At 71.6% G+C, this 22,325-nt stretch carries 21 protein-coding genes and 1 pseudogene; 7 read left to right on the top strand and 15 right to left on the bottom strand.

The features are described from left to right. Positions 1–201: 201 nt before the first annotated feature. The 3 genes and pseudogenes from ACGF4C_RS01850 to ACGF4C_RS01840 all read left to right on the top strand — a co-directional run. A complete protein-coding gene (locus ACGF4C_RS01850) occupies positions 202–417 on the top strand; it encodes an AsnC family protein (RefSeq protein WP_393562453.1) in 216 nt (71 codons plus the stop codon). Then, complete coding sequence (locus ACGF4C_RS01845) at positions 417–701, top strand: Lrp/AsnC ligand binding domain-containing protein (protein ID WP_393562452.1); 285 nt, start codon at positions 417–419, stop codon at positions 699–701. Before ACGF4C_RS01850 ends, ACGF4C_RS01845 begins: the two co-directional genes overlap by 1 nt. Beyond that, a pseudogene (locus tag ACGF4C_RS01840) lies at positions 698–1,361 on the top strand (rhomboid-like protein); the annotation flags it as partial. The gene ACGF4C_RS01845 and the pseudogene ACGF4C_RS01840, both read left to right, overlap by 4 nt. A gap of 530 nt (positions 1,362–1,891) precedes the next feature. Here the strand turns inward: ACGF4C_RS01840 and ACGF4C_RS01835 are convergent. The 9 genes from ACGF4C_RS01835 to ACGF4C_RS01795 form a co-directional block, all read right to left on the bottom strand. Next, entirely contained in the window at positions 1,892–2,722 is an 831-nt protein-coding gene (locus tag ACGF4C_RS01835) for an HAD family hydrolase (protein WP_393562450.1), read from the bottom strand. Beyond that, positions 2,719–4,029 carry a serine--tRNA ligase gene (gene serS, locus ACGF4C_RS01830; protein ID WP_393562449.1) on the bottom strand — a complete coding sequence of 437 codons (1,311 nt, stop codon included), beginning with the start codon at positions 4,027–4,029 and terminating at the stop codon, positions 2,719–2,721. Before serS ends, ACGF4C_RS01835 begins: the two co-directional genes overlap by 4 nt. A 668-nt stretch (positions 4,030–4,697) precedes the next feature. After that, the gene (pheA, locus tag ACGF4C_RS01825; protein ID WP_030411952.1) at positions 4,698–5,624 is read right to left on the bottom strand and encodes a prephenate dehydratase; all 927 of its coding nucleotides are present in this window, start codon (positions 5,622–5,624) and stop codon (positions 4,698–4,700) included. 145 nt (positions 5,625–5,769) lie between these two features. Then, the gene (gene efeB, locus ACGF4C_RS01820) at positions 5,770–7,089 is read right to left on the bottom strand and encodes an iron uptake transporter deferrochelatase/peroxidase subunit (protein WP_393562446.1); all 1,320 of its coding nucleotides are present in this window, start codon (positions 7,087–7,089) and stop codon (positions 5,770–5,772) included. Beyond that, a complete protein-coding gene (locus ACGF4C_RS01815; protein WP_393562444.1) occupies positions 7,089–9,185 on the bottom strand; it encodes a copper resistance CopC/CopD family protein in 2,097 nt (698 codons plus the stop codon). Before ACGF4C_RS01815 ends, efeB begins: the two co-directional genes overlap by 1 nt. A 57-nt stretch (positions 9,186–9,242) precedes the next feature. Then, complete coding sequence (locus ACGF4C_RS01810) at positions 9,243–9,689, bottom strand: copper chaperone PCu(A)C (RefSeq protein WP_393562442.1); 447 nt, start codon at positions 9,687–9,689, stop codon at positions 9,243–9,245. Further along, complete coding sequence (locus ACGF4C_RS01805) at positions 9,686–10,336, bottom strand: SCO family protein (protein ID WP_393562441.1); 651 nt, start codon at positions 10,334–10,336, stop codon at positions 9,686–9,688. The genes ACGF4C_RS01810 and ACGF4C_RS01805 overlap by 4 nt, the downstream gene beginning before the upstream one ends. A 116-nt stretch (positions 10,337–10,452) precedes the next feature. Further along, a complete protein-coding gene (locus tag ACGF4C_RS01800) occupies positions 10,453–11,220 on the bottom strand; it encodes a YcnI family protein (RefSeq protein ID WP_393562831.1) in 768 nt (255 codons plus the stop codon). A 148-nt stretch (positions 11,221–11,368) separates the two neighbouring features. After that, positions 11,369–12,265 carry a hypothetical protein gene (locus ACGF4C_RS01795; protein ID WP_393562439.1) on the bottom strand — a complete coding sequence of 299 codons (897 nt, stop codon included), beginning with the start codon at positions 12,263–12,265 and terminating at the stop codon, positions 11,369–11,371. Between the two features lie 247 nt (positions 12,266–12,512). Here ACGF4C_RS01795 and ACGF4C_RS01790 point away from each other — a divergent pair, with 247 nt between their 5' ends. After that, positions 12,513–12,995: an ATP-binding protein gene (locus ACGF4C_RS01790; protein WP_393562437.1), complete on the top strand. Its 483-nt coding sequence runs from the start codon at positions 12,513–12,515 to the stop codon at positions 12,993–12,995. A gap of 157 nt (positions 12,996–13,152) precedes the next feature. Here ACGF4C_RS01790 and ACGF4C_RS01785 read toward each other — a convergent pair whose 3' ends face one another. The 4 genes from ACGF4C_RS01785 to ACGF4C_RS01770 are packed head-to-tail and all read right to left on the bottom strand — an operon-like array spanning position 13,153 to position 15,317. Then, the gene (locus ACGF4C_RS01785) at positions 13,153–13,515 is read right to left on the bottom strand and encodes a hypothetical protein (RefSeq protein ID WP_393562436.1); all 363 of its coding nucleotides are present in this window, start codon (positions 13,513–13,515) and stop codon (positions 13,153–13,155) included. Positions 13,516–13,523: 8 nt separating this feature from the next. After that, positions 13,524–14,678 carry a hypothetical protein gene (locus tag ACGF4C_RS01780; protein WP_393562435.1) on the bottom strand — a complete coding sequence of 385 codons (1,155 nt, stop codon included), beginning with the start codon at positions 14,676–14,678 and terminating at the stop codon, positions 13,524–13,526. A 58-nt stretch (positions 14,679–14,736) separates the two neighbouring features. Beyond that, complete coding sequence (locus ACGF4C_RS01775) at positions 14,737–15,021, bottom strand: hypothetical protein (protein WP_393562433.1); 285 nt, start codon at positions 15,019–15,021, stop codon at positions 14,737–14,739. Next, positions 15,018–15,317 carry a WXG100 family type VII secretion target gene (locus ACGF4C_RS01770; RefSeq protein ID WP_393562431.1) on the bottom strand — a complete coding sequence of 100 codons (300 nt, stop codon included), beginning with the start codon at positions 15,315–15,317 and terminating at the stop codon, positions 15,018–15,020. The genes ACGF4C_RS01775 and ACGF4C_RS01770 overlap by 4 nt, the downstream gene beginning before the upstream one ends. A 622-nt stretch (positions 15,318–15,939) precedes the next feature. On the opposite strand from ACGF4C_RS01770, the gene ACGF4C_RS01765 reads away from it, so the two are divergent. Then, positions 15,940–16,593, top strand: a complete 654-nt coding sequence (locus ACGF4C_RS01765) for a TetR/AcrR family transcriptional regulator (RefSeq protein ID WP_393562429.1) — start codon at positions 15,940–15,942, stop codon at positions 16,591–16,593. 37 nt (positions 16,594–16,630) lie between these two features. Here ACGF4C_RS01765 and ACGF4C_RS01760 read toward each other — a convergent pair whose 3' ends face one another. Continuing rightward, positions 16,631–18,088, bottom strand: coding sequence for an aminopeptidase P family protein (locus ACGF4C_RS01760; RefSeq protein WP_393562428.1), 1,458 nt, complete (start codon positions 18,086–18,088; stop codon positions 16,631–16,633). Positions 18,089–18,237: 149 nt separating this feature from the next. After that, positions 18,238–19,839 (bottom strand): PP2C family protein-serine/threonine phosphatase, encoded by a 1,602-nt coding sequence (locus ACGF4C_RS01755; RefSeq protein ID WP_393562427.1) that lies wholly within the window; start codon positions 19,837–19,839, stop codon positions 18,238–18,240. Positions 19,840–20,544: 705 nt separating this feature from the next. Between ACGF4C_RS01755 and ACGF4C_RS01750 the strand changes: the two genes are divergently transcribed. Both ACGF4C_RS01750 and ACGF4C_RS01745 read left to right on the top strand, forming a co-directional pair. Then, positions 20,545–21,294: a bifunctional DNA primase/polymerase gene (locus tag ACGF4C_RS01750; protein ID WP_393562425.1), complete on the top strand. Its 750-nt coding sequence runs from the start codon at positions 20,545–20,547 to the stop codon at positions 21,292–21,294. Positions 21,295–21,475: 181 nt separating this feature from the next. Next, positions 21,476–22,240: a hypothetical protein gene (locus ACGF4C_RS01745; RefSeq protein WP_393562423.1), complete on the top strand. Its 765-nt coding sequence runs from the start codon at positions 21,476–21,478 to the stop codon at positions 22,238–22,240. Positions 22,241–22,325: the final 85 nt, after the last annotated feature.

Here is a 22,325-nt window from a genome sequence, read left to right as displayed (position 1 = left end):
GGTCCCGTCCGGGTCGCCCCGTAGTGGCCCGGGACCGGGAACCCGGAAATCTCCCCTGATCTGCCTCTACCGATCCGCCGGTGCGGTCAGGGTGGCTCCCTCCGTCGCTTAGATTGCGACCCCGCGGTCAGTTCCGCACCCCTCGGTCTTGCAGCCACCGCGCTCCCGGCGGCGCAATCCGACCCGCGCTAGCCTCGGACGGTGAAAGCCGACGAGAAGCCCGGCGCGGGTGGTTTCGACGCCCTCGACCGCCGGCTGGCCCATGCGCTGCAGCTCATCGGCCGCGCGCCGTTCGGCCGGATCGTGGAGGTGCTCGGGGTGTCTGACCGGACCGTCGCCCGGCACTACGGGCGACACCGCACCAGCGGTGCGCTCAAGGTGCTGGGACTGACCTGCGGAAGTTCGGGTACGGCGTGATGGCCGCCCTCTGGATGTCCGTCGCCCCCGCCGAACTCGCCGCGGCCGGCGCGGCGTTGGCGGAACACCCGGAGGTCGCCTTCGCCGGTGCCACCACCGGCCCGAACAACCTGTTCGCGTCGGTGCTCTGCCGGGACGTCCGGGCCCTCTACACGTACCTGACGACCCGGGTCGCGGCGCTGCCCGGCGTACGGACGATGGAGAGTGCGCCCCGCATCCGGCAGGTCAAGGGGCCGGGCCCGCTGGTCGCCGGTTCGCCCGCGGCCCGGGGACGCCGGCGATGAGGGCGCCGGCGAGGGTCCTGCTGGAGCCGCCGCGCGACCCCTGGGCGCGCCGCGCGGGCAACCCCGTGGCCTGGGTGAAGAACTGGGTCAGGTCGTCCCCCGGGACCCATATCTGGCTGCTGATCATCGGTGTGACTAGCCTCGTGATCGCCTCCGCCTCGGACGGGCTGGGCCAGTTCCTCATCCACCGCACCAGCAGCAACATCCACGAACTGAATGAGCATCCGCTGCCGTCGCTGCTGATCAGCGGCTTCTGGATCGAGAACCCCGGATCGTTCCTGCTGTACGTCGTGATGTTCGAGCTGGTGCACGCCAACGTCGAGCGCTGGACGGGCAGTTGGCGCTGGCTGCTGATCGTCGGCGGGGCGCACGTCGCCGCGACCCTGGCCAGCCAGGAACTTGTCCTGCTCGCCATCGAGGGACACCAGCTGCCGCGCTCGATGACGCACGTCGTCGACATCGGCGTCTCGTACGGCCTGGCGGCCGCCGCCGGCGCGCTGACGTACCGGCTGCGGTCCCCCTGGCGCTACGGCTATCTCGTCGGCGTCCTGGCCTTCTTCGCCATCCCCCTGACGACCGGCGCCACCTTCACCGACTTCGGCCACGCCATCGCCCTGACCATGGGCTTCGCGGCATGGCCGTTGACCCCGGCGGCGGTGGTGGTGGGGGAAGGGGAGGAAGCGGGGGACGGAGCCGATGCGGGGCAGGCGGGGGCCGAGGCCGACGCGAGGGAAGCAGGGCCAGCGCGGAAAGCGGGAGCCGACATGCGGGACGACGGAGCCGACATGCGGGATGACGGAGCCGACGCGGGGGAAGAGGAAGCCGGCCGGCGGGAAGCGGAAGCCGGCAGGCGGGAAGCGGAAGCCAGCAGGCGGGAAGCGGGCGGGGGTGGGGAAGAAGACGGCGGTGGGGAAGAAGGCGCCGGGCGCGGGCGTTAAGGGTTCAAGGGGCCTTCGGAACCCCTACGGGTGGTTCGAACAGATCCCGTAGGGGACGCGAGCGCCCCCTCGGGGCCCTCAACACCGCCGCAGGGGACGGTATTCCGGGCGGCGGCATCTCGGAGCGGGCGGCGGCATTCCGGAGCGGGCCGCGGCATCTCGGAGCGGGCCGCGGACCTCCACGCAACACGAAAGCTCCCTCCGGCGCCCCCGGCCCCGGCGCCCCCGGCCCCGGCCCCCCGGGCCCACCCCTCAAACCCCGTACAGCCGCTCCAGGACCGCCGCGATGCCGTCGGCCTCGTGGGAGGTGGTCACCTCGTCGGCGACCGCCTTCAGTTCGGGGTGGGCGTTGGCCATGGCCACGCCGTGGGCGGCCCAGGCGAACATCGGGATGTCATTGGGCATGTCGCCGAACGCCAGCGTCTCCTTGGCGGTGCGGCCCAGGCGGCGGGCGGCCAGGGACAGCCCGGTGGCCTTGGTCAGGCCCAGCGGCAGCAGCTCGACGACGCCGGGGCCGGCCACCATGATGCCGACCAGGTCACCGGCGACCTGGCGGGCGGCCGCGGCCAGTGCGTCGTCGTCCAGCGTCGGGTGCTGGAGGTAGACCTTGTTGATCGGGGCCGTCCAGAGCTCGCCGGGGTCGTCGAGCATGACGTTCGGCAGCGGGCCCGCCTGGACGCGGTAGCCGGGGCCGACCAGCACCTCGCCCTCCAGGCCGTCCCGGCTCGCCGCCAGATACAGCGGGCCCACCTCCGCCTCGATCTTGGACAGCGCGAGACCGGCCAGCTGGCGGTCCAGCGTCACCGAGGTCAGCAGCCGGTGCTCACCGGCGTGGTAGACCTGCCCGCCCTGGCCGCACACCGCGAGCCCGTTGTAGTCCAGGGCGTCGAGGATGTGCCGGGTCCAGGGCACCGCACGGCCGGTGACGACGATGTGCGCCGCGCCCGCCGCGGTGGCCGCGGCGAGCGCCTGGCGGGTGCGCTCCGAGACGGTCTCGTCCGGGCGCAGCAGCGTCCCGTCGAGGTCGGTCGCGATGAGCGTGTACGGCAGCGGCGGGACGTCCGCCGGAGCTGATCCGCTCACTTGGCGCCGGACTCCGGGCGACCGGCGGCGGGCTCCAGCACGGTCCGGCCGCCGAGGTAGGGGCGCAGCATCTCGGGGACGCGCACCGAGCCGTCCGCCTGCTGGTGGTTCTCGAAGATCGCCACGATGGTGCGCGGGACGGCGCAGAGCGTGCCGTTGAGGGTGGCCAGCGGGCGGACCTTCTGCTTGCCGTCGGCGTTCTCGCGCATGCGGACGGAGAGCCGGCGGGCCTGGAACTCGTCGCAGTTGGAGGCCGAGGTCAGCTCGCGGTACTTGCCCTGGGTCGGGATCCACGCCTCGCAGTCGAACTTGCGGGAGGCCGAGGCGCCGAGGTCACCGGTGGCGACGTCGATCACCTGGAACGGCAGCTCCAGGCCGTTCAGCCACTGCTTCTCCCACTCCAGCAGGCGCTGGTGCTCGGCCTGCGCGTCCTCCGGCGCGACGTAGGAGAACATCTCCACCTTGTCGAACTGGTGGACCCGGAAGATGCCGCGGGTGTCCTTGCCGTACGTGCCGGCCTCGCGGCGGAAGCAGGGCGAGAAGCCGGCGTAGCGCAGCGGCAGCTGGCCGGCGTCGACGATCTCGTCCATGTGGTAGGCGGCGAGCGGGACCTCGGAGGTGCCGACGAGGTAGTAGTCGTCCTTTTCGAGGTGGTAGACGTTCTCGGCGGCCTGGCCGAGGAAGCCGGTGCCCTCCATGGCGTGCGGGCGGACCAGCGCCGGGGTCAGCATCGGCACGAAGCCGGCCTCGGTGGCCTGCGCGATGGCGGCGTTGACCAGCGCGAGCTCCAGGAGCGCGCCGATGCCCGTCAGGTAGTAGAAGCGCGAGCCGGAGACCTTGGCGGCCCGCTCCACGTCGATGGCGCCGAGTGCCTGGCCGATCTCCAGGTGGTCCTTGGGCTCGAAGCCCTCGGCGGCGAAGTCACGGATGGTGCCGTGCGTCTCCAGGACCGCGAAGTCCTCCTCGCCGCCCACGGGGACGTCGGGGTGGACGAGGTTGCCGAGCTTGAGCAGCAGCTGCTGGGTCTCTTCCTTGGCCTCGTCCTGCGCGGCGTCGGCGGCCTTGACGGCGGCGGACAGCTCGCCGGCCTTCTTCAGCAGCTCGGCCTTCTCGTCGCCGGTGGCCTTGGGGATGAGCTTGCCGAGCGACTTCTGCTCGGCGCGCAGCTCGTCGAAGCGGACGCTGGACGACCTGCGCCGCTCGTCGGCGGAGAGCAGTGCGTCGACGAGCGCGACGTCCTCTCCACGGGCGCGCTGGGACGCGCGCACACGGTCGGGGTCCTCACGGAGCAGGCGAAGGTCAATCACACCCCCAGGCTACCGGGGCCGCGCCCCGCGCTTCGACGCGATATTCCCCGGCATTGCAGTTTGTCCGGTTTGAGAGGTTTATTCCGTTGGCGGGGTGCGGTAAATCCGCTGGGGAATTCCTGCCCATTCGCGCCCCTTCGCTGCCGCCGTGATCTTCTGGGGGACGGTCGTGGACCCGTCCGGTATGCGGGCGTTCGCGCGCGTCGGCGATCGGTGATCCACTGGGCGGGATCGGGGAGTTGGGGCGGCCCTCGCCACTCTCGGGCGGCGGGGTTGTCCACAGGGGGGAGGGGTTCCCGGAATTTTATCCACAGGCTGTGCGTGGAATCTGTGGAAGTCGGTGGCGATCATTCCGCTTCCGAATTGCTCGCCTATGGATTCTCTGTCCAAACCCCGTTCACGCACTCTTTCGTGTGGGATTGCCTCGCTCTAAAGGATGGACTGCAGGAATTATGCTGACGGAGTCCGAGGTGGGGTGCTGTGGAGGGATGTGGGGTCGGTAGGGCGATTTGTCGACTGTGTCCGACTGTCATGTCGACTTACCCACAGGTCGAGAACCGAGCCTGTGGATAACTTTGTGGACAACCCACAGGCCGTTCAAAGCCGCAGGTCGTGGCGCACTTTCCAGCCACCGGGCCCGCCACCTGCCGGGAGGTCAGCCCGGGAGGTCAGCCCCGCCCGTCCAGGCAGCGCGCGAGCCAGTCCGCGGCCTCGGTGAACGCCGAGTCGGTCATCTGCCGCCGCACGCTCGGCGTGGTCTCGTCCGCGCGCGGATACGAACCGAGGAACCGCACCTCGCGGCAGACCCGCTTGAGGCCCATCAGGACCTCGCTGACCCGGCGGTCGGTGATGTGCCCCTCGCAGTCCACCGAGAAGCAGTAGCGCCCGATGCCCTCGCCGGTCGGCCGGGACTCGATGCGCATCATGCTGACCCCGCGCACCGCGTACTCCTGGAGCAGTTCGAGCAGCGCACCGGGATGGTCCTCGGCCAGCCACAGCACCACCGACGTCTTGTCCGCGCCGGTGGGTGCCGCCGGCCGGGCCGGGCGGCCCACCAGCACGAAGCGGGTGGCCGCGTTCTGGGCGTCGTGGATGTCGGTGACCAGCGGCGTCAGGCCGTACGTCGCCGCCGCGAATTCACCGGCGAACGCACCGTCGTAGCGGCCCTCCTGCACCAGCCGCGCACCGTCCGCGTTCGAGGCCGCCGACTCCCATACGGCCTCCGGGAGTTGGGCCGCCAGCCACTTGCGGACCTGTGGCTGGGCGACCGGGTGCCCGGTCACCGTCTTGACCCCGTCGAGCGTCGTACCGGGGCGCACCAGCAGCGCGAAGGCGATCGGCAGCAGCACCTCGCGGTAGATCATCAGCGGCTCGCCGGAGGCGAGTTCGTCGAGGGTGGTGGTCACCCCGCCCTCGACGGAGTTCTCGATCGGCACCAGGGCGGCCGCCGCCTCCCCCGCCCGCACCGCGTCCAGGGCGGCCGGCACCGACACCATCGGCACCAGCTCCCGCGTCGCCGCCTCGGGCAGGCTGCGCAGCGCGGCCTCGGTGAAGGTGCCCGCGGGTCCGAGATACGTATAGCGGCTGGCCGACATCCTTGAGGACTCCCTCGCGTGACTGCGGGGGCACCCCGCCGATCGTCTCCCTGTCCTGCCACGATACCGAGCCGTCCCGGCCCCCGGACCGGGCTTCCGCAGGCCGGACAGGCCGGACAGGCCGGCACGGCCCCGCGCGGGGGTCTCAGCCCTCCAGCAGCGGCTGCCCCACGTACCCGCCCGGCGCCGCGGCCGGCGGCACCGCGTACAGGCCGCTCGCCTCGTGCCGCAGGAACGGCGAGAGCGCGTCCCCGCGGTCCAGCTTCCGCTGGACCTGGGTGAAGGCCCGCAGCGGGTCGGCCTGCCAGCAGATGAACAGCAGCCCGGCGTCCGGCGCGCCGTCCTCCCGGAAGCCGTCGTGGAACGAGAACGGGCGGCGCAGCATCGCCGCGCCCTGGTTGGACTCCGGCGCCGCGACCCGGGCGTGCGCGTTGGCCGGGATGACCGGCAGCCCGTCCGCGCCGGTGGCGTCGAGCTTCATGGGCGTGGTCTCGGAACCGCCGGTCAGCGGCGCCCCGTTGTCCTTGCGGCGCCCGATGACCCGCTCCTGCTCGTGCCGGGAGCGCTTCTCCCAGTCGTCCAGCAGCATCCGGATCCGGCGGACGACGGCGTACGAACCGCCGCGCATCCACTCCTGCGCGGCGTCCCGCCCGACGAAGATCCGCTCGTCGAAGTCCGGGTCGGCCGGCTTGGGATTGTTGGTGCCGTCGACCTGGCCCATCAGGTTGCGGGCGGTCATCGGGTGCGCGGTGGCGCCCGGGGTGCGGTTGAAGCCGTTCATCTGCCAGCGCAGCCGGGCGGTGCCGGCCGCGTCCTTCTGCAGCGCCCGCAGCGCGTGGAAGGCGACCAGCGCGTCGTCGGCGCCGATCTGGATCCACAGGTCGCCGTTGCTGCGCTTGGGGTCCAGCGCGTCGGCGGAGAAGTCCGGTAGCGGATCGAGCTGCACGGGGCGGTGCTTCGTCAGGCCCGTACGGTCGAAGAAGCTGTGGCCGAGGCCGAAGGTGACGGTCAGCGAGGACGGGCCGGCGTCCAGCGCGACGCCGGTGTCGGCGTCCGGCGCCCGGCCGGCCATCAGCCGCTCGGCCGTCCGCGACCAGCGGCGCAGCAGCGCGGCGGCGGCCTTGCGGTTGCTGCCCGGTGCCAGGTCGAAGGCGACGAGGTGGCCGCTGGCCTGCAGCGGGGTGGTGATCCCGGCCTGCTGCTTCGCCCGGTCGTCCCGGAACGGCACCTCGGTCGAGCCCAGGGAGCTCAGGGCCGCGGCGGGCCCGTCCTCATGGGCTGCGGCCGTGCTCAGGGCGCCGCCGGCGCCGCCGACGACCAGCCCGGCGGCGCCCGCCGCGCCGACGGTGCCGAGCAGCCGGCGGCGGGAGAGCGTCAGGGCGGTCCGCGGGCCGGCCGGCTCGGGCGCCGGGGCCTGCGGTTCGGGGGCCCGGGGTTCGGGGGCCTGCGCGGTTCGCTTGCTCATCAGCCGATCTTCACGTTCTTGAACTCGGTCACCTGGTCGATGTCGGAGGTCCGTACGAGCAGCGACAGCTGCCACCGTCCGGGGACCGGCAGCAGGACGCCGCTGGCGCGCCAGTGTCCCTTGCCGGTGTGCCGGGGCACCACCGTCAGCGGCCCGAGCTTCTTGGCCTTGAGGGTGAACTCGATCTTCACCTCGGGGACGTCCTTGGCCCGGCCCTTCGGGTCGGAGATCCGCAGCCGCAGCTCGTTGGCGTTGCCGCTGCGGCCGGGGTCGAGGTCGAGGCGGGCGGTGCCCTTGCCGTCCGGACCGCCGGTGTCGAACGGGACGGTGAGGACCTGCGGCTGGTTGACCGTGGCCGACTGCCCGCCCGACACGGCCTTGACCGCCTCCTCGGTACGGGCCGGCTCGGTGGCGGTGAGCACCGTCGTCACCACCAGCAGGACCACCGCGACCGACGCCTCGGCCAGCACGGACCGGCGCAGCCCCAGCCGCTCGGGATCGGCGTCCCGCAGCCGCTTGCTGCGGGCGGTGCGCAACGCGGCCTGCTGACGGGCGAGTTGGGCGGCGCGGGCGGGGTCGTCCGGTTCTTCCGTGGGCGCCGCGGCCGGTTCCGTCGCCGGTTCTGCCGTGGGCGCCGCGGGCGGTTCCACCGCCGGTTCGGCCGCAGGGACGGTCACGGCCTTCTCGGAGGGCGCGTCGGCCTCCTCGTCGGCCGGGGCTGCGACCGCCGCTTCCGCCGCTTCCGCCGCTACCGCCGCTTCCGCCGCTTCCGCTTCCGGCTTCCGTACCTCCGTCAGCCGCGCCGTCCAGCGCCGGGAGCACCAGGCGATGCCCACGAGCACCGCCACCAGGCCCACCTTGAGCAGCAGCAGCCGCCCGTAGGTGGTGCCGGTCAGCGCGGTCCAGGTGCCGACCTGCCGCCAGGACTGGTAGAGGCCGGTGGCCACCAGCACCAGGACGGAGCCGAACGCGATGCGGGAGAAGCGGCGGACGGCGGTCCGTTCGACCGGCGGCCCCCAGTACAGGGACACCACCAGCGCGGCCAGCCCGCCGAGCCAGGTGGCGACGGCGAGCAGGTGCAGCACGTCGACCGGCATCGCGATCACGGGCTGCAGCCCGGTCGAGGCGTGTTCGGCCATCGCCCAGGTCGCCGCGAGACCGGAGGCGACGATCACCCCGCCGATGCCGAGCCCGAACGACAGGTCCTTGCGCCGCCGGGCCTCCTCGGCGGGGTCCTTGGGGGCGTCGAGGTCCTCGGGGGCGTCCTCCCGGGGCTCCTGCGCCCGCGCGTACGCCCCGAACAGCACCGCCACGAACAGCGCCGCCGCGGCGAGCAGCAGCAGCCGGGAGACCAGTGCCGCGCCCGGCTTGGTGACCAGTACCTGCTGCAGCCCGCCGAGGTCGAAGACGTCCGAGAGATCGCCGGAGCCGGTGTACGGCGTGCGCAGCAGCAGCATCGCCACGGTGGTGCCGGTCAGCACCGCCCATCCCTGGACGACCAGGCGCTGGACGGACCGTACCCGGGCGGCGGCCGGCCGGCAGGCCACCACGAAGGCGGCACCGCCGGCCAGCAGGACGAAGCCCGCGTACGCCAGCGCGCGGGCGATGCCGTAGAGCGCCCCCACGAGCCCCCCGCCGGCCTCCTGCTGAGCCACCGGTGCGGTGGTCTTCGAGGGCGCCCCGATCGAGAAGGTGAAGGCACCGGAGACCGGGTGGCTGTCGGCGGAGACCGCCTGCCAGGCGACGGTGTACGTACCGTCGCCCAGGCCCGGCGGCAGCCCCGTGCCGTATTTGACGGTGCCGTCGCTGCACAGGTTGCGCAGTTTGCCGCGGTCCACCCGTTTGCCCTTCGGGTCGAGCACCCGGATGGAATCGTCGCCCATCGCGACGCCCTCGGAGAAGGTGAGCGCCACCTGCTCGGGCGCCTGGTCCACCACCGAGCCCTCGGCGGGGGTGCTGCCGGTCAGCGCGGCGTGCGCCGAGGCCGGGGCGGCACCGCCGAGCAGCCCGCCGAACAGCGCGCCCGCCAGCGCCACCGCGACGACGAGCAGGCGCAGCGCGGCGGACCGTCGCGGCCGGAGGCCGGTGGTGACCATGGATCGCTCCCTCAACTGCCGTGTGAGTGCCTGTGCTGTGACGTACCGGACCGCCCGCTACTTCTTCGGCTGGTAGGTGACGGCCCGGACCGTGACGGCCACCTTGACGGGCTCGGCGTGGGCGAACTGCAGCGTGACGCCGATCGAGTCCCCCTTGGTCGGCTTGTACTTGAGGCCCATGAACATCAGGTGCATGCCGCCGCGTTCGAACCGGAGCTCGCCGCCCGCGGCTATCGGGAGCGAGGTGACCTGCTCCATCTTGTTGCCGACCGTCTTGTGCATCGAGACGTCCTTGGCCAGGTCGCTGGTGACCCCGACGATCTTGTCGGCGGCGCCGTTGTTCTTGACCGTGAAGAACGCGCCGGCCATGTCCTGGGTGACCGGCTGCGGCATGTAGGCGCCGTCGACCTGGAAATGCGGGCCTGCGTCGCCGGCTCCGCAGGCCGACAGGGCGAGTCCGGCGGTGAGGGCGAGGGCGGCGGCGAGGGTGGTGCGGCGGTTCACGGGTTCTGTCCCTTGATGATCTTCGGAAGTGCGGTGGTGTAGTTGTCGGCGGTCGCCTCCTGCATGCCCAGCCAGTGGATCTTGTCGTCCTTGGGGGAGCTCAGCAGGACCTGCGCGCCGTGGGTGGAGACCACATCGCCGTTCTTCTTCTTGACCGGCTTCTCGATCCCGATGTTGACGCTGCGCGCGCCCGCCTGGATGGTGTCGAAGCGGCCCGTCAGACCGATGAAGTCCTTGTTGATGCCGCCGAGCCACTTCTTGAGGGCGGCGGGGTTGTCGCGCTCCGGGTCGGAGGTGACGAAGACGACCCGCAGGTCCTTCTGCTCGGCCTTGGGCAGCTGCTTCACCGCGACCGCGATGTTGGCCATGGTCAGCGGGCAGACGTCCGGGCAGTGGGTGTAGCCGAAGTAGATCAGTGTCGGGTGGCCCTTGGTCTTCTCCAGCAGGTCGTACTTGGCGCCCTGGGAGTCGGTCAGGACCAGGTCCGGCTTCTCCATCGGGGTGTCGAGCGTGACGAGGGGCTTGGCGGCCGTGCCTCCGGAGACCTCGGCGGCCGGCTGGTCGCGGTCGCTTCCCTGGTCGCAGGCGGTCAGGCCGAGTGCCGTGACCGCCGCGACGGCGGAGGCGAGCAGGGCCCTTCTACGCATTGCGCTACGCATTGCAGATGTATCCCGTTTGTGTGGTGTGGTCCGGTGCCCCGCTCATGGGGAAACGGGGCACCGGGCCGGCGGCGCGGTGGGGCGCCGCCGGCCCGTGGTGGCGATCAGGCGTTGCGCCGCCGGCCGGCGAACACGCCGAAGCCGACGCCGATGACGCCGACGACGATGCCCGCGGCGCCCAGCAGGCGAGCGGTGTTGTCGCTGGTGTCGGCGGCCGCGACGGTCTTCGCGTCCCCGCCCTTGTCCCCGCTCTTGGCATCGGCGGCCGCGCCGTGCGCGTCGTCCTCGGCCGCGGTGAGCTTGAGCACCGGCGCCGGGTTCTCCGGCTCCGGGCCGCCCTCCTTCGTCGGCTCGATCCACCGCACGACCTGCTTGTTGTCGTACGTCTGGAGGGCCTTGAAGACGAGCTGGTCGGCGTCCTCGGGCAGCTGGCCGATGGAGAGCGGGAACTGCTGGAACTGTCCGGGCTCGACGCCCTTGCCGTCGGCGGTCCAGGTGACCTTCGAGGGCGCCTCGGTGATCTTCTCGCCCTCCATCTCGATCGGCTTGGCGAGCTTGGTCTTGGTGACCGAGACCTTCCAGCCGGGCACCGGCTGCGGCATGACGGACGCCAGCGGGTGGTCGGTCGGCAGGGTCACCTCGAGCTTCACCGTCGAGGCGTTGTCCCGCTCGTTGGGGACCTTGAAGTTGACCGTGGCGAAGCCGCCCTTGGGGGCCTGGCCGGGCTGCACGCTGACGTGCGCGAAGGCCGGCCCGGCGAGCAGCAGCACACTGCCGGCCGCGATCCCGCCCACCAGGGGCAGCCGGGTCCTGAGGAATCCGGCCCTTCCGGAGGACTGGGAAGTAGCGGAAGTTCCGGAGATCCCGGACATCGTGGGCTCGCTGGGCATGGTCGACGCGTTCGGCATGGAAAGCACTCCACAGGAAGGAGAGAGATACGGGTGACGGTGATCGGTGGCACGCCCACGGCGACGCCGCGCGAGCCCGTACCCGTCCTGTGGGAGCGTGCGTCGCGTGACGTCAGGCCGCGAGGGCCAGGGCGGTCACGGCAGGCGGCCCTCGCCGGATCACACTGTGGTCGAGCGCGGCACCCTGCGGGCCGGGTTTGTCATCCCCGTACGAAACGAGGGCGCGCAGCAGCGCCTCGTGCGCCGCGCCGAGACCCGCGAGCAGGGCGCCGACGAGCGCGAGCACCCCGCGCACCGCACCGAGCAGGGCGCGGACGGTCAGCTCGTACGCCGCCGGGGCCGACAGCCGGACCAGCCGCCACAGCGCCGCCTCGCCCCGCCGCAGCAGCCAGCCGACCGCGAGCGCGGCCAGCAGGTGGCCCAGCAGCATGGGCAGCGACGGCAGCAGACCGTGCGTCATCGCCGGGTCGGCGGCGGCGCCACCGGCCGCCGCCGGTCCGCCGGGCGTGCCCAGACCGGCCGCGGAGGCCATGTCGTAGCCGCCCCCGTCGAGGAGCCGCCGCGCCCGCGCACCGTCCAGCCGGCCCGTGCCGAGCCCGCACATCAGGTGCCGGGCCAGGTCCACGGCCGTCGCGTCGGACAGCGCGCCGTGCCCGGAACCTCCGGAGCCGGTCGCCATCCCCGCCATCGGCATCCGCTGCCGCGCCATCCGCTCGGCGGTCGTCAGGCCGCACACCTGCCCCCACACGAACAGCGAGTGCAGGGCCAGCTGGCCCACGGCGAGTCCCGCGGCGATGCCCGGCAGCGACCGCTCCCGGCCGGCCAGCGGCGCCGCGACCGCGAACACCACGGCGGCGGCGACGCCCAGCGTCCACAGCGGGACGGCGGCACAGGAAGCGATCATGTGCCCGGCCGCGGACAGCGCGACACAGACCGCGGTGAAGACCGCGGCCCTCAGCAGCCGCAGGTCCGCGGCCGCGCGCGCTGGGGAGGCGGGCGGGGCAATCATGGCCGCGCCATCATCCCACTGCCCGCACCCGCGTCCTACGGCAGGGCGGCCCGAGGCGGTGCCTCCCGGGGGCGTCCAGGGCGTCCGGGAGGGCGCGCGGAGGCGCGTGCGCGGCGCTGCGCCTACACCGATGCGCTCACTCTTCGCATCCGCCGAATGAGCGGTATCACGTCCCGGACATGCTTACGGACCTTGGGGCACGGCAATACGTATCGATATGTCGAGCCGCGGCCAGGAGGCTGGAGCGATGAGCATCTGGTGGTCACTCCATTTGCGGCGCGAGGCTGCGAGCGTGCCGCTCGCCCGGCGTCTGCTGCTGGGCACGATGGAAACGGCGGGCGTGGACCCGGACATCTGTTACGACCTGTCGGTCGCACTGTCCGAGGCGTGTGCGAACGCCGTCGAGCACGGCGGCGACGGAGCCCCCGAGGACTACCGCGTCACGGTCTTCATCGACGGCGACACCTGCCGCATCGAAGTCACCGACTCGGGCCCCGGTTTCCGCGGCGCCCCCGCCGCCCCGCCCCATAGCCCCGCGGACCGCCCCCTGCCGGCCCCCGCCCCCGCCCAGGCCCCCGCGTACGCGGAGGCCGGCCGGGGGCTCTTTCTGATCGAGGCCCTCACCGACCACGTCCGCTACCGCAACCGCACCGGCCGCCCGGGCGCGGTGGTCAGCTTCGACAAGATCCTCAAATGGCGCGAGGGCGCGGCGCTGCCGATGGCGTCGTAGCGGGAGCCGGCCAAGCTACGGCTTCTGCCCTGCCGAAACGCTCAACCCGGCGAGAATCGCGGCCCGGTGTGCACCGCGCGAGCAAAACACCGAAGCGCGAGCAAACACCGACGCGTACGCCGTGGTCGTACGCCAGTCCCTCCCTGGACACGCGTTTTTAGAGAGGTGGCCCAGCCGAGTCGATCAATTTCTGAAGATCCAGCACGAGAGCAAGTGAGTACTTACCGGTGTTGGCGAGGTTGCCGAAGATCTGTTTTGCAATGACTTCCTGGCGTTCGATATCGCGGTCAAAATCTCGAACGGTCAGCATCGAGTCGTATTTTTCGAACGGAATTCTGTGATCTTCTTCATATTCGTGGTCGATCTCCACTTCGACCGCCGCTCGATCGAGAGCGGCGCTGAAGTCTATGAATTCATCCTGCGCTGGTCGCAATGTCACCCCGCAGGCGGTGGAGATGTCCGCGATCATTGGGTCGACGGGATATCCAGGGTGAATGAAGATGTAGTGATAGTTGCTCATGCGCACTCCTATGGCCAAACGATATTGAAGCCGTCTCCAACGATCCTGATGAAGTCCATCCGGCCGGGCGGATTGTTGCGCAGGAATTTCTCCAAGCCTTCGCGCGCCTCGCCTTCGCCGAGCCCGCTCCCGCGCGTGTCTATGATGGCATCCCGGGCCTGCTTCTTCGCCGAGTTGAGCTGATTTTTTACCGTGTTGGCGCGGGCGCCCGGCTGCAGGCTTTTGAACTCTGTAGGTGTTCCGTCGACCTCGGAATCTGCGGTCTTGACTCCATCGACTTCGGATTCCTTGATCGCCTTTACATGCTTTCCCTCGGACTCAAGCAGCTCGGCGATCTTGCGTTCCTCCGGGTTGAAGGGCTTCTCCGACTCGTCGATTTTTCCGGGCTCTGGTTCTTCGGGAGGCGGTTCTTCACCTCCACCATTGTTTGGTGGCTTGCTTCCTCCGCCGCCCCGGCCGCCCACACCGGCGGGCTCGCGGGCTTCGGTTTCGGCGAGTTCGCGTTCGAGGACCTGGCCGACTTCGGTGGTTTCGGCGTCGACCGCCTCGAACTCGGGGACGCTGTCGGCGGCAGCCTGGAGGTAGGTTTCCAGATCGGCGATCATTTCGGTGCCGATGGTGGCGAGGGAGTCGTCAAGGGCGACTTCGACCCCGCCGAGGATCGCGGCGGCTTCTGCGCCGTCGAGTGCGGCGGCCCCGGCATCCGAGGTGCCGCCGGTGAAGGGGGTGAGGATGAGGCCCAGCGCCGTCGTGACCGTGATGGCGACTCCTGCCGCGCCGAGCTTCCACTCGGCGTCGCTGTGGGCTTCGTCGATGGCGTGGGCGAAGGACTCGCAGGCTTTGGCGAGTTCGTCGCAGGCGTGCTTGGCCGCGGACAAAGGTGCCTTGCCGGCGCGAGCGCTGCCTTGCCATATCTGCGCCCAGAAGTCGGCCATGGCGTCGATGGAGTCGTCGTCGCCGTTGTCAGTGATCGAGCGCACCTGCTGGTGCAGGGCAGTGCCGATGTTGTCGATTTCGGCGGCTGCGTTCCGGTAGGCGGTCGCTGCTAAACGCAGCATGTCCTCGTGGCCGTTGGGCCAGTACTTGGCGATGACGTCGGGGACGTCGCTGTCGCCCGGACCGATGGCCGAGTCCAGGTCGGGATATATCACGTCGATGACCACAGGGGGCGCCGGATATTGCTCAGGTCCGCCCTTCGAGGCCTTGGCGTTGGAGTGGTGGTCAGCCTTGTGTGGTTACCAGGCCGGTGGAATGCTGACCGATCGCGCGTACAGCGCCGGACAGGGTACGGAAAAGGGCATTGGCGGCCGGATCGTACTTCTTGCCGAACTTGTGGCCGTAATCATCGTTGCCCGCCATGCCGGCGACGCTCTGCAGGGCGGCGTTGAGTTTGGAGGAGACCGATTCGAGGCGGTCCTGGCCCTTGGCGAACATCAGGGCGACGCGGTGCAGGTCCTCAGGATGCAGGTCTATCGGCTTCCCGCCATGGCCGGGAGGGCGGCTCATCGGCCCCCTCCCCACATGCGCAGGTTGGCGGTTCGTGCCGCCGAGTAGTTGCCGTGTGCGGTGTGCACGGTTTTGTGCAACGCGCGAACCGCACGGTGCAGGCTGCGCGAGGCGGCACGCCACCGCTGGTAATAGGCGGCGAATCCTTCCCGGGCGTCACCTTCCCAGCTCTCGGAAACCTGGCGAACGGCCCGGTCCACTTCCGTCAGGTGCTCCTGGAGCGACTTGGCTATGGAATTGAGCTCATCGGTGGCCTCGGTCAAGGTCCCGAAATGGACCTTTAACTTGCCTGACATGCATCCCCCCAGTGGTCAACCCAAGGGAGTCTGCCAAGCGACGGGATTCCACTTGGGGGGTTTCATGTCGCTCTGAGGGGCCTGAGGAGATAGATATTGGCATGACCATGACCCACAGTTGATCAGCCTTTGGTGGACCGCTTACCGGCTCTAGGGAGCAGGATCCCAGCCGATCCCCATGGGAGGACTATCGACAGACCGGCCGACCTTGGGCCTACGACGGTGCACGACCGGCCTGGGCGACATCCGAGATCATGTGCCGGATTGGGCGAGGACGTGCCGGGTGTCCCCGAGCCGTTGCAGCAGAGTCGCAGGCTGCTCCAGCCCGACGCAGATTGGGCATGTCTTGCCGATGGCGTCCTGAGGTGCCGGCGGGAGCCGTGGGCGGGATCGGGTCGGCGGCGCGGAGTGTAAGGGCGGAAGTGCCTCGTGAGGTCGCGGGCTGGCCGGAAAGTGCCTGTTCGGGAGGGATGGCGGCGGCGGTCTCGCGGTGGGAGGACCTCCCCCGCGGCGTCCCCTGTCCCTGCGAGACCGGCGCACACCAAATCTAACGCGAAGATGCTCGCGTTAGTCTTTCCCGGACAATACTTGGCGTGATCCCGCACTGCAATACGGAGCCGGCGTGACGACAGCGCACCAGCCCCGGGGCGCCCCGGGCGAGACCCGACCCGGCGGGCGCACGGCGCGTACCCGCGAAGCCGTACTGGCCGCGGTCTTCGAGGAGTTGGGCGCCGGCGGGTTCGCCGCGCTCACCATGGAGAAGGTCGCCCACCGCTCGGGGATCCACGTCGCGACGCTCTACCGGCGCTGGCGCAGCACCGAGGGCCTGGTCTGCGACCTGCTGACCGAACTGAGCTCCGATGTGCCGCTGCCGGACACCGGCACGCTCCCGGGCGACCTGCATGCGCTGGCCCGCTCGATAAGCGCGTTCTACGGCGAGCCGCCGATGCGGCGGCTCATCGAGGCGGTGGTGTCCGCGGCGGCCCGCGATCCGCAGGTGGCCACCGTGCTGCGGTCCTTCTTCGGCGAACGGCTGGCGCTGGCCGGCCAGATGGTGGAGCGGGCCGTCGCGCGCGGCGAACTGCCCGCGGACACCGATCCCGAGCAGGTGATGTCGGCGCTCGGCGCGCCCTTCTACTACCGGATCCTGATCGCCCGCCGCCCGGTCGACCCGGCGCTGGCGGAATCCGCGGCCACCGCCGTGTGGGCCGCGGCCCGCGCCGGCGCGTACCGGCGGGCAGGCCACGGGCCGGTGGACGACGCCACCGGCCCGTGACTCAAAGCTGCTTCCCCGCGAACCAGGGGAACCAGGGCTACTTCTTCAGCCCGGCCATCCAGGCCTCGACCTCGTCGGACCGGCGCGGCAGCGCGGCCGAGAGGTTCCGGTTGCCGTCCTCCGTGACGAGGATGTCGTCCTCGATGCGGACGCCGATGCCGCGGTACTCCTCGGGGACCGTCAGGTCGTCCGCCTGGAAGTACAGACCGGGCTCGACGGTGAGGACCATGCCGGGCTCCAGCGTGCCGTTGACGTACGTCTCGGTGCGGGCCGCGGCGCAGTCGTGGACGTCCAGGCCGAGCATGTGGCCGGTGCCGTGCAGGGTCCAGCGGCGCTGCAGGCCGAGCTCCAGCACCCGCTCGGCCGGGCCCTCGACCAGGCCCCACTCGACCAGCTTCTCGGCGAGCACCCGCTGCGCCGCGTCGTGGAAGTCGCGGTAGGCGGCGCCCGGCTTGACCGCCGCGATGCCCGCCTCCTGGGCCTCGTGGACCGCGTCGTAGATCTTGCGCTGGAGGTCGGAGAAGCGGCCGTTGATCGGCAGGGTGCGGGTGACGTCCGCGGTGTAGAGGGTGTCGGTCTCCACACCGGCGTCCAGCAGCAGCAGGTCGCCGGAGCGGACCGGGCCGTCGTTGCGGACCCAGTGCAGGGTGGTGGCGTGCGGGCCGGCGGCGCAGATCGAGCCGTAGCCGACGTCGTTGCCCTCGACGCGGGCGCGCAGGAAGAACGTTCCTTCGATGTAGCGCTCGGAGGTCGCCTCGGCCTTGTCCAGGACCTTCACGACGTCCTCGAACCCGCGGACGGTGGAGTCGACGGCCTTCTGCAGCTGGCCGATCTCGAACTCGTCCTTGATCACCCGGGCTTCGGAGAGGTAGACCCGCAGCTCCTCGTCGCGCTCGGCGGTGACCTTGTCGGTCAGCGCGGCCTCGATGCCGGCGTCGTGCCCGCGGACGACGCGGACCGGGCCGGTGGCCTCCTTGAGCGCCTCGGCCAGCTCCCGTACGTCCTTGCAGGGCACGCCCAGCAGCGCCTCGGACTCGGTGAGGCTGTGGCGGCGGCCCACCCACAGCTCGCCCATGCCGTTGAGCCAGAACTCGCCGTTCTCGCGGTCGGAACGGGGCAGGCGGTAGAGCGTCGCCTCGTGGCCGTCCTTGGTGGGCTCCAGGACCAGCACGCTGTCGTCGGTCTGGTCGCCGGTGAGGTAGACGTACTCGGTCGAGGCGCGGAAGGAGTACTCGGTGTCGTTGGAGCGGGTCTTGAGGTTGCCCGCCGGGATCACCAGGCGCTCACCGGGGAAGCGCGCGGACAGCGCGGCGCGGCGGCGGGCGGCGTTCGGGGCCTGCTCGATCGGCTGCAGGTCGCGCAGCTCGGTGTCGGCCCAGCCGCTCTTCATGTTCTCCGCGAGCTCGTCCGAGACGCCCGGGTAAAGGCCGTTCTTGCGCTGCTTGATCGGCTGCTCGTCCTCGTCCGGGGTCTCCGGCGTGAGCTCGTCGGTCACAATGCCTCCTTTTAAGAGTGAACCGCATTCCATCGTATGTGCCGATGGATGACGGTCCAGGGGGCAAGAAGGTGTGACCTGTCGGGCAGCGGCCGCGCCCCTTTCCGGGGCACCGCCGCTCACCCGCCTGACCTGCGAAATCGCCGGCCCTACTCCTCGAAGTACGCCACCAGCAGCACCACGTCCTCCTCCGACGACGGGTCGTCCAGGCCCCGCGGCAGCATCGTGCGCAGGATGTGGTCGGCCACCGCCTCGGGATCCTGGCGGATCGCCCGGGGGACGGCCGCGGCGGCGGTGTGCAACCGGGCGAAGGCGCGGTCCATCGGCTCCCCGGTGCGGTGCAGCAGCCCGTCGCTGTAGAGGAGCAGGGTCTCGCCGCCGGCCGGTTCGATCTCCACGCTGGGCGCTTCCCAGCAGGCCAGCATGCCCAGGGGCGCGGACAGCGTGGTCTCCACGAACTCCGTCCGCAGATCCCCGAGGATCAGCGGCGGGCAGTGACCGGCCCCGGCCAGCACCAGCTTCCGCGGCAGTACGCCCGGCACCGGCGGCGCGGGCGGGCCGCCCGGCGCGCCCGGCGGCGGCTCGGTGAACGCGAACAGCGCGGTCGCGCTGCGCGCCGGCTCGGTCAGCCGCAGCAGCAGCTCCAGGTCGGAGAGGACCGCGACCGGGTCCTCACCCTCCATGACCGCGTACGCGCGCAGCGACGCCCGGAGCCGTCCCATGGCGGCCACCGCGCTCGGCCCGGACCCGGTCACCGAGCCGACGGCCAGGCCCAGCGCGCCGTCCGGCAGCGGCAGTGCGTCGTACCAGTCGCCGCCGCCGCGCGGGCCGGTGGCGTGCCGCACCGCGAGGCGGACGCCCGGGACCCGCGGCAGCCGGTGCGGCAGCAGCTCGTCGCGGAGCGTGGCGGCGGCCTGCCGGCTGCGGTGGAGTTCGAGGAGGCGGGCGAGGTGTTCGGCGGCGTGGCTGCGGTAGAGGCCGACGAGGTGGCGCTGGCGCTCGGTGGGGACGGCCGGTTCGTCGTAGAGCCAGACCGCGGCGCCGGTCCGGCCGACGGGATCGGCGGTGAGCGGCACGGCGTAACTGGCGGCGTACCCGAGGCGGGCGGCGACCTCCCGCAGCCGGGGGTCGAGGTCCTTCTCCCCGGGGATGTCGGGCTCGCTGATCTCCGTGCGGTCCTCGGGCCCGCCCTTGCCCTCGGGAGGGTCGTCGCCGGAGATGCCCGGCTCCGGAAGGCCGTCCAGTATCCGCGCGTACGACAGGGCGCGGCGCGGCACGGTCTCGATGTGACCGATCTCGGCGTGACCGAGGCCGAGGCCGACGGTGGTCTCCGGGCCGAGTCCGTCGGCCGGCGCCAGGACGACCAGACCGCGGCGGGCGCCGACCAGCGAGGCGCCGGCGCGCAGCAGCTCGTGCAGCGCATCGTCCAACGTCCGTGTGCGGGCGAGCCGTTCGGTCAGGTCGTGCAGGGTGCTGAGGTCGGAGATCCAGCCGGCCAGCCGGTCCTGGACGGCGGCGAGTTGGTCGAGGGCGGAGACGTCGGGGGTGGCGGGGGCGGAGCCGGGCGGGGGGTCGGGAGCGGCGTTCCCGGCTCCGTCGGTGGCGGTGTCGGACGCGTCGTCGGAAGGGTCGGACGGGCTGCCGGAGGCGGGGTCCGCGGGGGTATTCGCCACATGCGGGCCGACAGTGTGCGTGGGAGCGGGCAGAGCTGGTTCGATTCCAGCCACTTTCGGTACGTGAGGGGCAGTCATGGCCGGCGGCTATCGTCGCGCCAGGCATTGCTCCAGTTCAGGCCGCTGTTTGTGAGGGAGTGCGGCTTTTTGTTGAGTGACGTTGTGCGATCCGTTCGGGCGCTCAATTTCCTCAATAGCATCGCAAACCCCCATGTCATGCTGCTCCGCTATCAATGCTCCACATGTACACGCACCAGAGAGGGGATGTCCAGCACTGTCCCCGTGGGGTTTGTGGTGTCCGTGAGGTCTGTAGATTGGCCTGAAAAAAGCCCCACGGGCGTCAATTTGAGGTCGACTGGCGCCGATCGACAGCGCGTCATCACCACCATGGCGGGTACGTACTCGGAAAGGTGTGGGGTCAGTTGGGCTCGCACCGGGAACTCTCCGGCGGGCACCGGCGTCTCATACGACGACGACCGCACGCACTCCCAAGTGGCGGGGACTGAACCACCGGAAGCGCAAGCGCCATGCGCGCGCCACCCCTCGCCACGTTCCCCGCTCGGCGTACGACGTGATGCGCTGCCTTGTACACGCGGTGATCAGAGATCCACGTGGCGTGATCGACGCGCGATCGACCCCGGCGTGCATGACCGGGCCGCAAGAACGCCACCACGGCATCGGGCGGCCCGTGCGGGACCATGCGGACCGGCAAGCAGTGCCTTGAAGAGCGATGGACGAAGCCCTCGGCAAGCCCTTGGCGTTAACGGAAAGGAACGAGCGCTCATGCGCGAGATCCTCGGAAGGCGACGCAAGAACCTGTTCCGGCGCACGGGGAGGTCGGCGCTGCTCGGTGCGGCGCTCCATTGCGCCACCGAGTGGCAGTGGCCCGTACTTCCCGGCGTGGCGCTCGGCCCCGCCGGCCGGCAGCCCGCCGGTGCCCGGCTCGGCCTCGGCGAGCGGCCCACCCGCCGCTGCAGCTGCCCCGACCCGGACTGCGTGGTGCCCGGCGCGCACCCCTTCGACCCCGGCCTGCTCGCGGCGACCACCGACGCCCGGATGGTGCGCTGGTGGTGGACCAACCGCCCGTCCGCCCCGATCGTGCTGGCCACCGGCGGACGCGCGCCCTGCGCGGTGAGCCTGCCGGCGGTCGCGGGTGCCCGCGCGCTGGCCGCCCTGGACCACTTCGGCGTCCGCGTCGGCCCCGTGGTCGCCACGCCCACCCGCTGGTCGCTGCTCGTATCGCCGTACGGCCTCGCGGAGTTGGGGGAGCTGCTGCACTCGCAGGACTGGGTGCCCAGCTCGCTGCGGTTCCACGGCGAGGGCGGCTATGTGGTGCTCCCGCCGTCCCAGATCGGCGCCGGCCGGGTGCGCTGGGAGCGGCCGCCGGCGGCCCCCAAGCTCTCGACTGCGTTCGAGCAGGGGGGACCCCCGGCCCCCGCCGCCCCCTGGCTGCCGAAGGTGGCCACCATCGTCGACGCCCTGGTGACGGCCAGCACCAGCACTCCGGACGGCGGCAGCCGGCTCGCGTACTGACGGGCGCGGCACGGGCGACCTCGAAGGAACCGCGGGCGGTTCACCCGTACGGGTGTGACGGGCCCGGTCACTACGGGAAATGGGTGTCCGGACGACCGGACGCACCGCCCGCGGCCGATAGGTTCGGCCCACCGTCAAGCCGTCGGCGTCGACGACGGCATCTCAATCGCAGGTGGGGCCCATGCAGCGTGCGCAGAAACTCCGCATGACCGGGCTCGCCGGTGTGGCGACGCTCGCCGTCGCCGTACCGCTCGGCGTCGCGACGGCCGGCCCGGCCGCCCCACTGCTCCCGCACCGCCGGGCCGCGGCCCCCCGCGCCGGACAAGGAACACGCACGGCCGAAAACCATCCCCTGCTCGCAGGCGACCTGGCGGGGAAAAGCGGCACCGAGGTACGGAGAAACGGCGCCAAGCCGGGGGAAATCGGCGCCAAGGCGGGCGAACGCGATGCCAAGACCGGGGGACGCGGCGCCGGGGCAGGCTGGAGTGCCGGTGCCGCCGCCTCCCACCGTCCCGGCGGATCCCGGGCGGCCGCCGGGCCCCGGGCCGGATCCCCCGACGGCCCCCTCGACGGCCCGCTCGACGACCTCGGGCTGCCGCTCCTCTCCGGCCGGATCACCCACTGCGGCCCCGAACTCGCCTCCGGGCGGGGCATCGAGGCGCAGACCTGTGTGCTCACCGAGCGCGGCCGGACCTGGGCGCGGACCTATTACCGCAATGTCACCGGCGGTGCGCTGCGGGCCGTACTGACCCTGCTGCGCCCGGACGGCCGGAGCATCCAGGTGAACTGCGAGGTACCGGCGGCCGATGTGCCGGGCGTGTGCGAGACGCCGGCCGGCCGGACGGTACGCGGGGACCGCACCGGATACGCGGCGGTCGCGGAGTTCACGGACGCGGCGGGGGAACGGCTGCTGTTGCGCTCCGGCAGCAACTCGGCGGCGGGCTAAGGAGCCGGGCGGCGGGCGGCCGGGAGGCGGGCGGACCGGAGGTGGGCGGACCGGCGCCGGACGGCAGTGGCTCGGGCTGATCGCC

The sequence above is a fragment of the Streptomyces sp. NPDC048197 genome (genome assembly GCF_043202395.1).
In the GTDB taxonomy this organism is placed as follows: Bacteria; Actinomycetota; Actinomycetes; order Streptomycetales; family Streptomycetaceae; genus Streptomyces; species Streptomyces siderophoricus.
The sequence above is the reverse complement of the archived record's forward strand: the minus strand, read 5'-3'. Positions and strand labels throughout refer to the sequence as shown.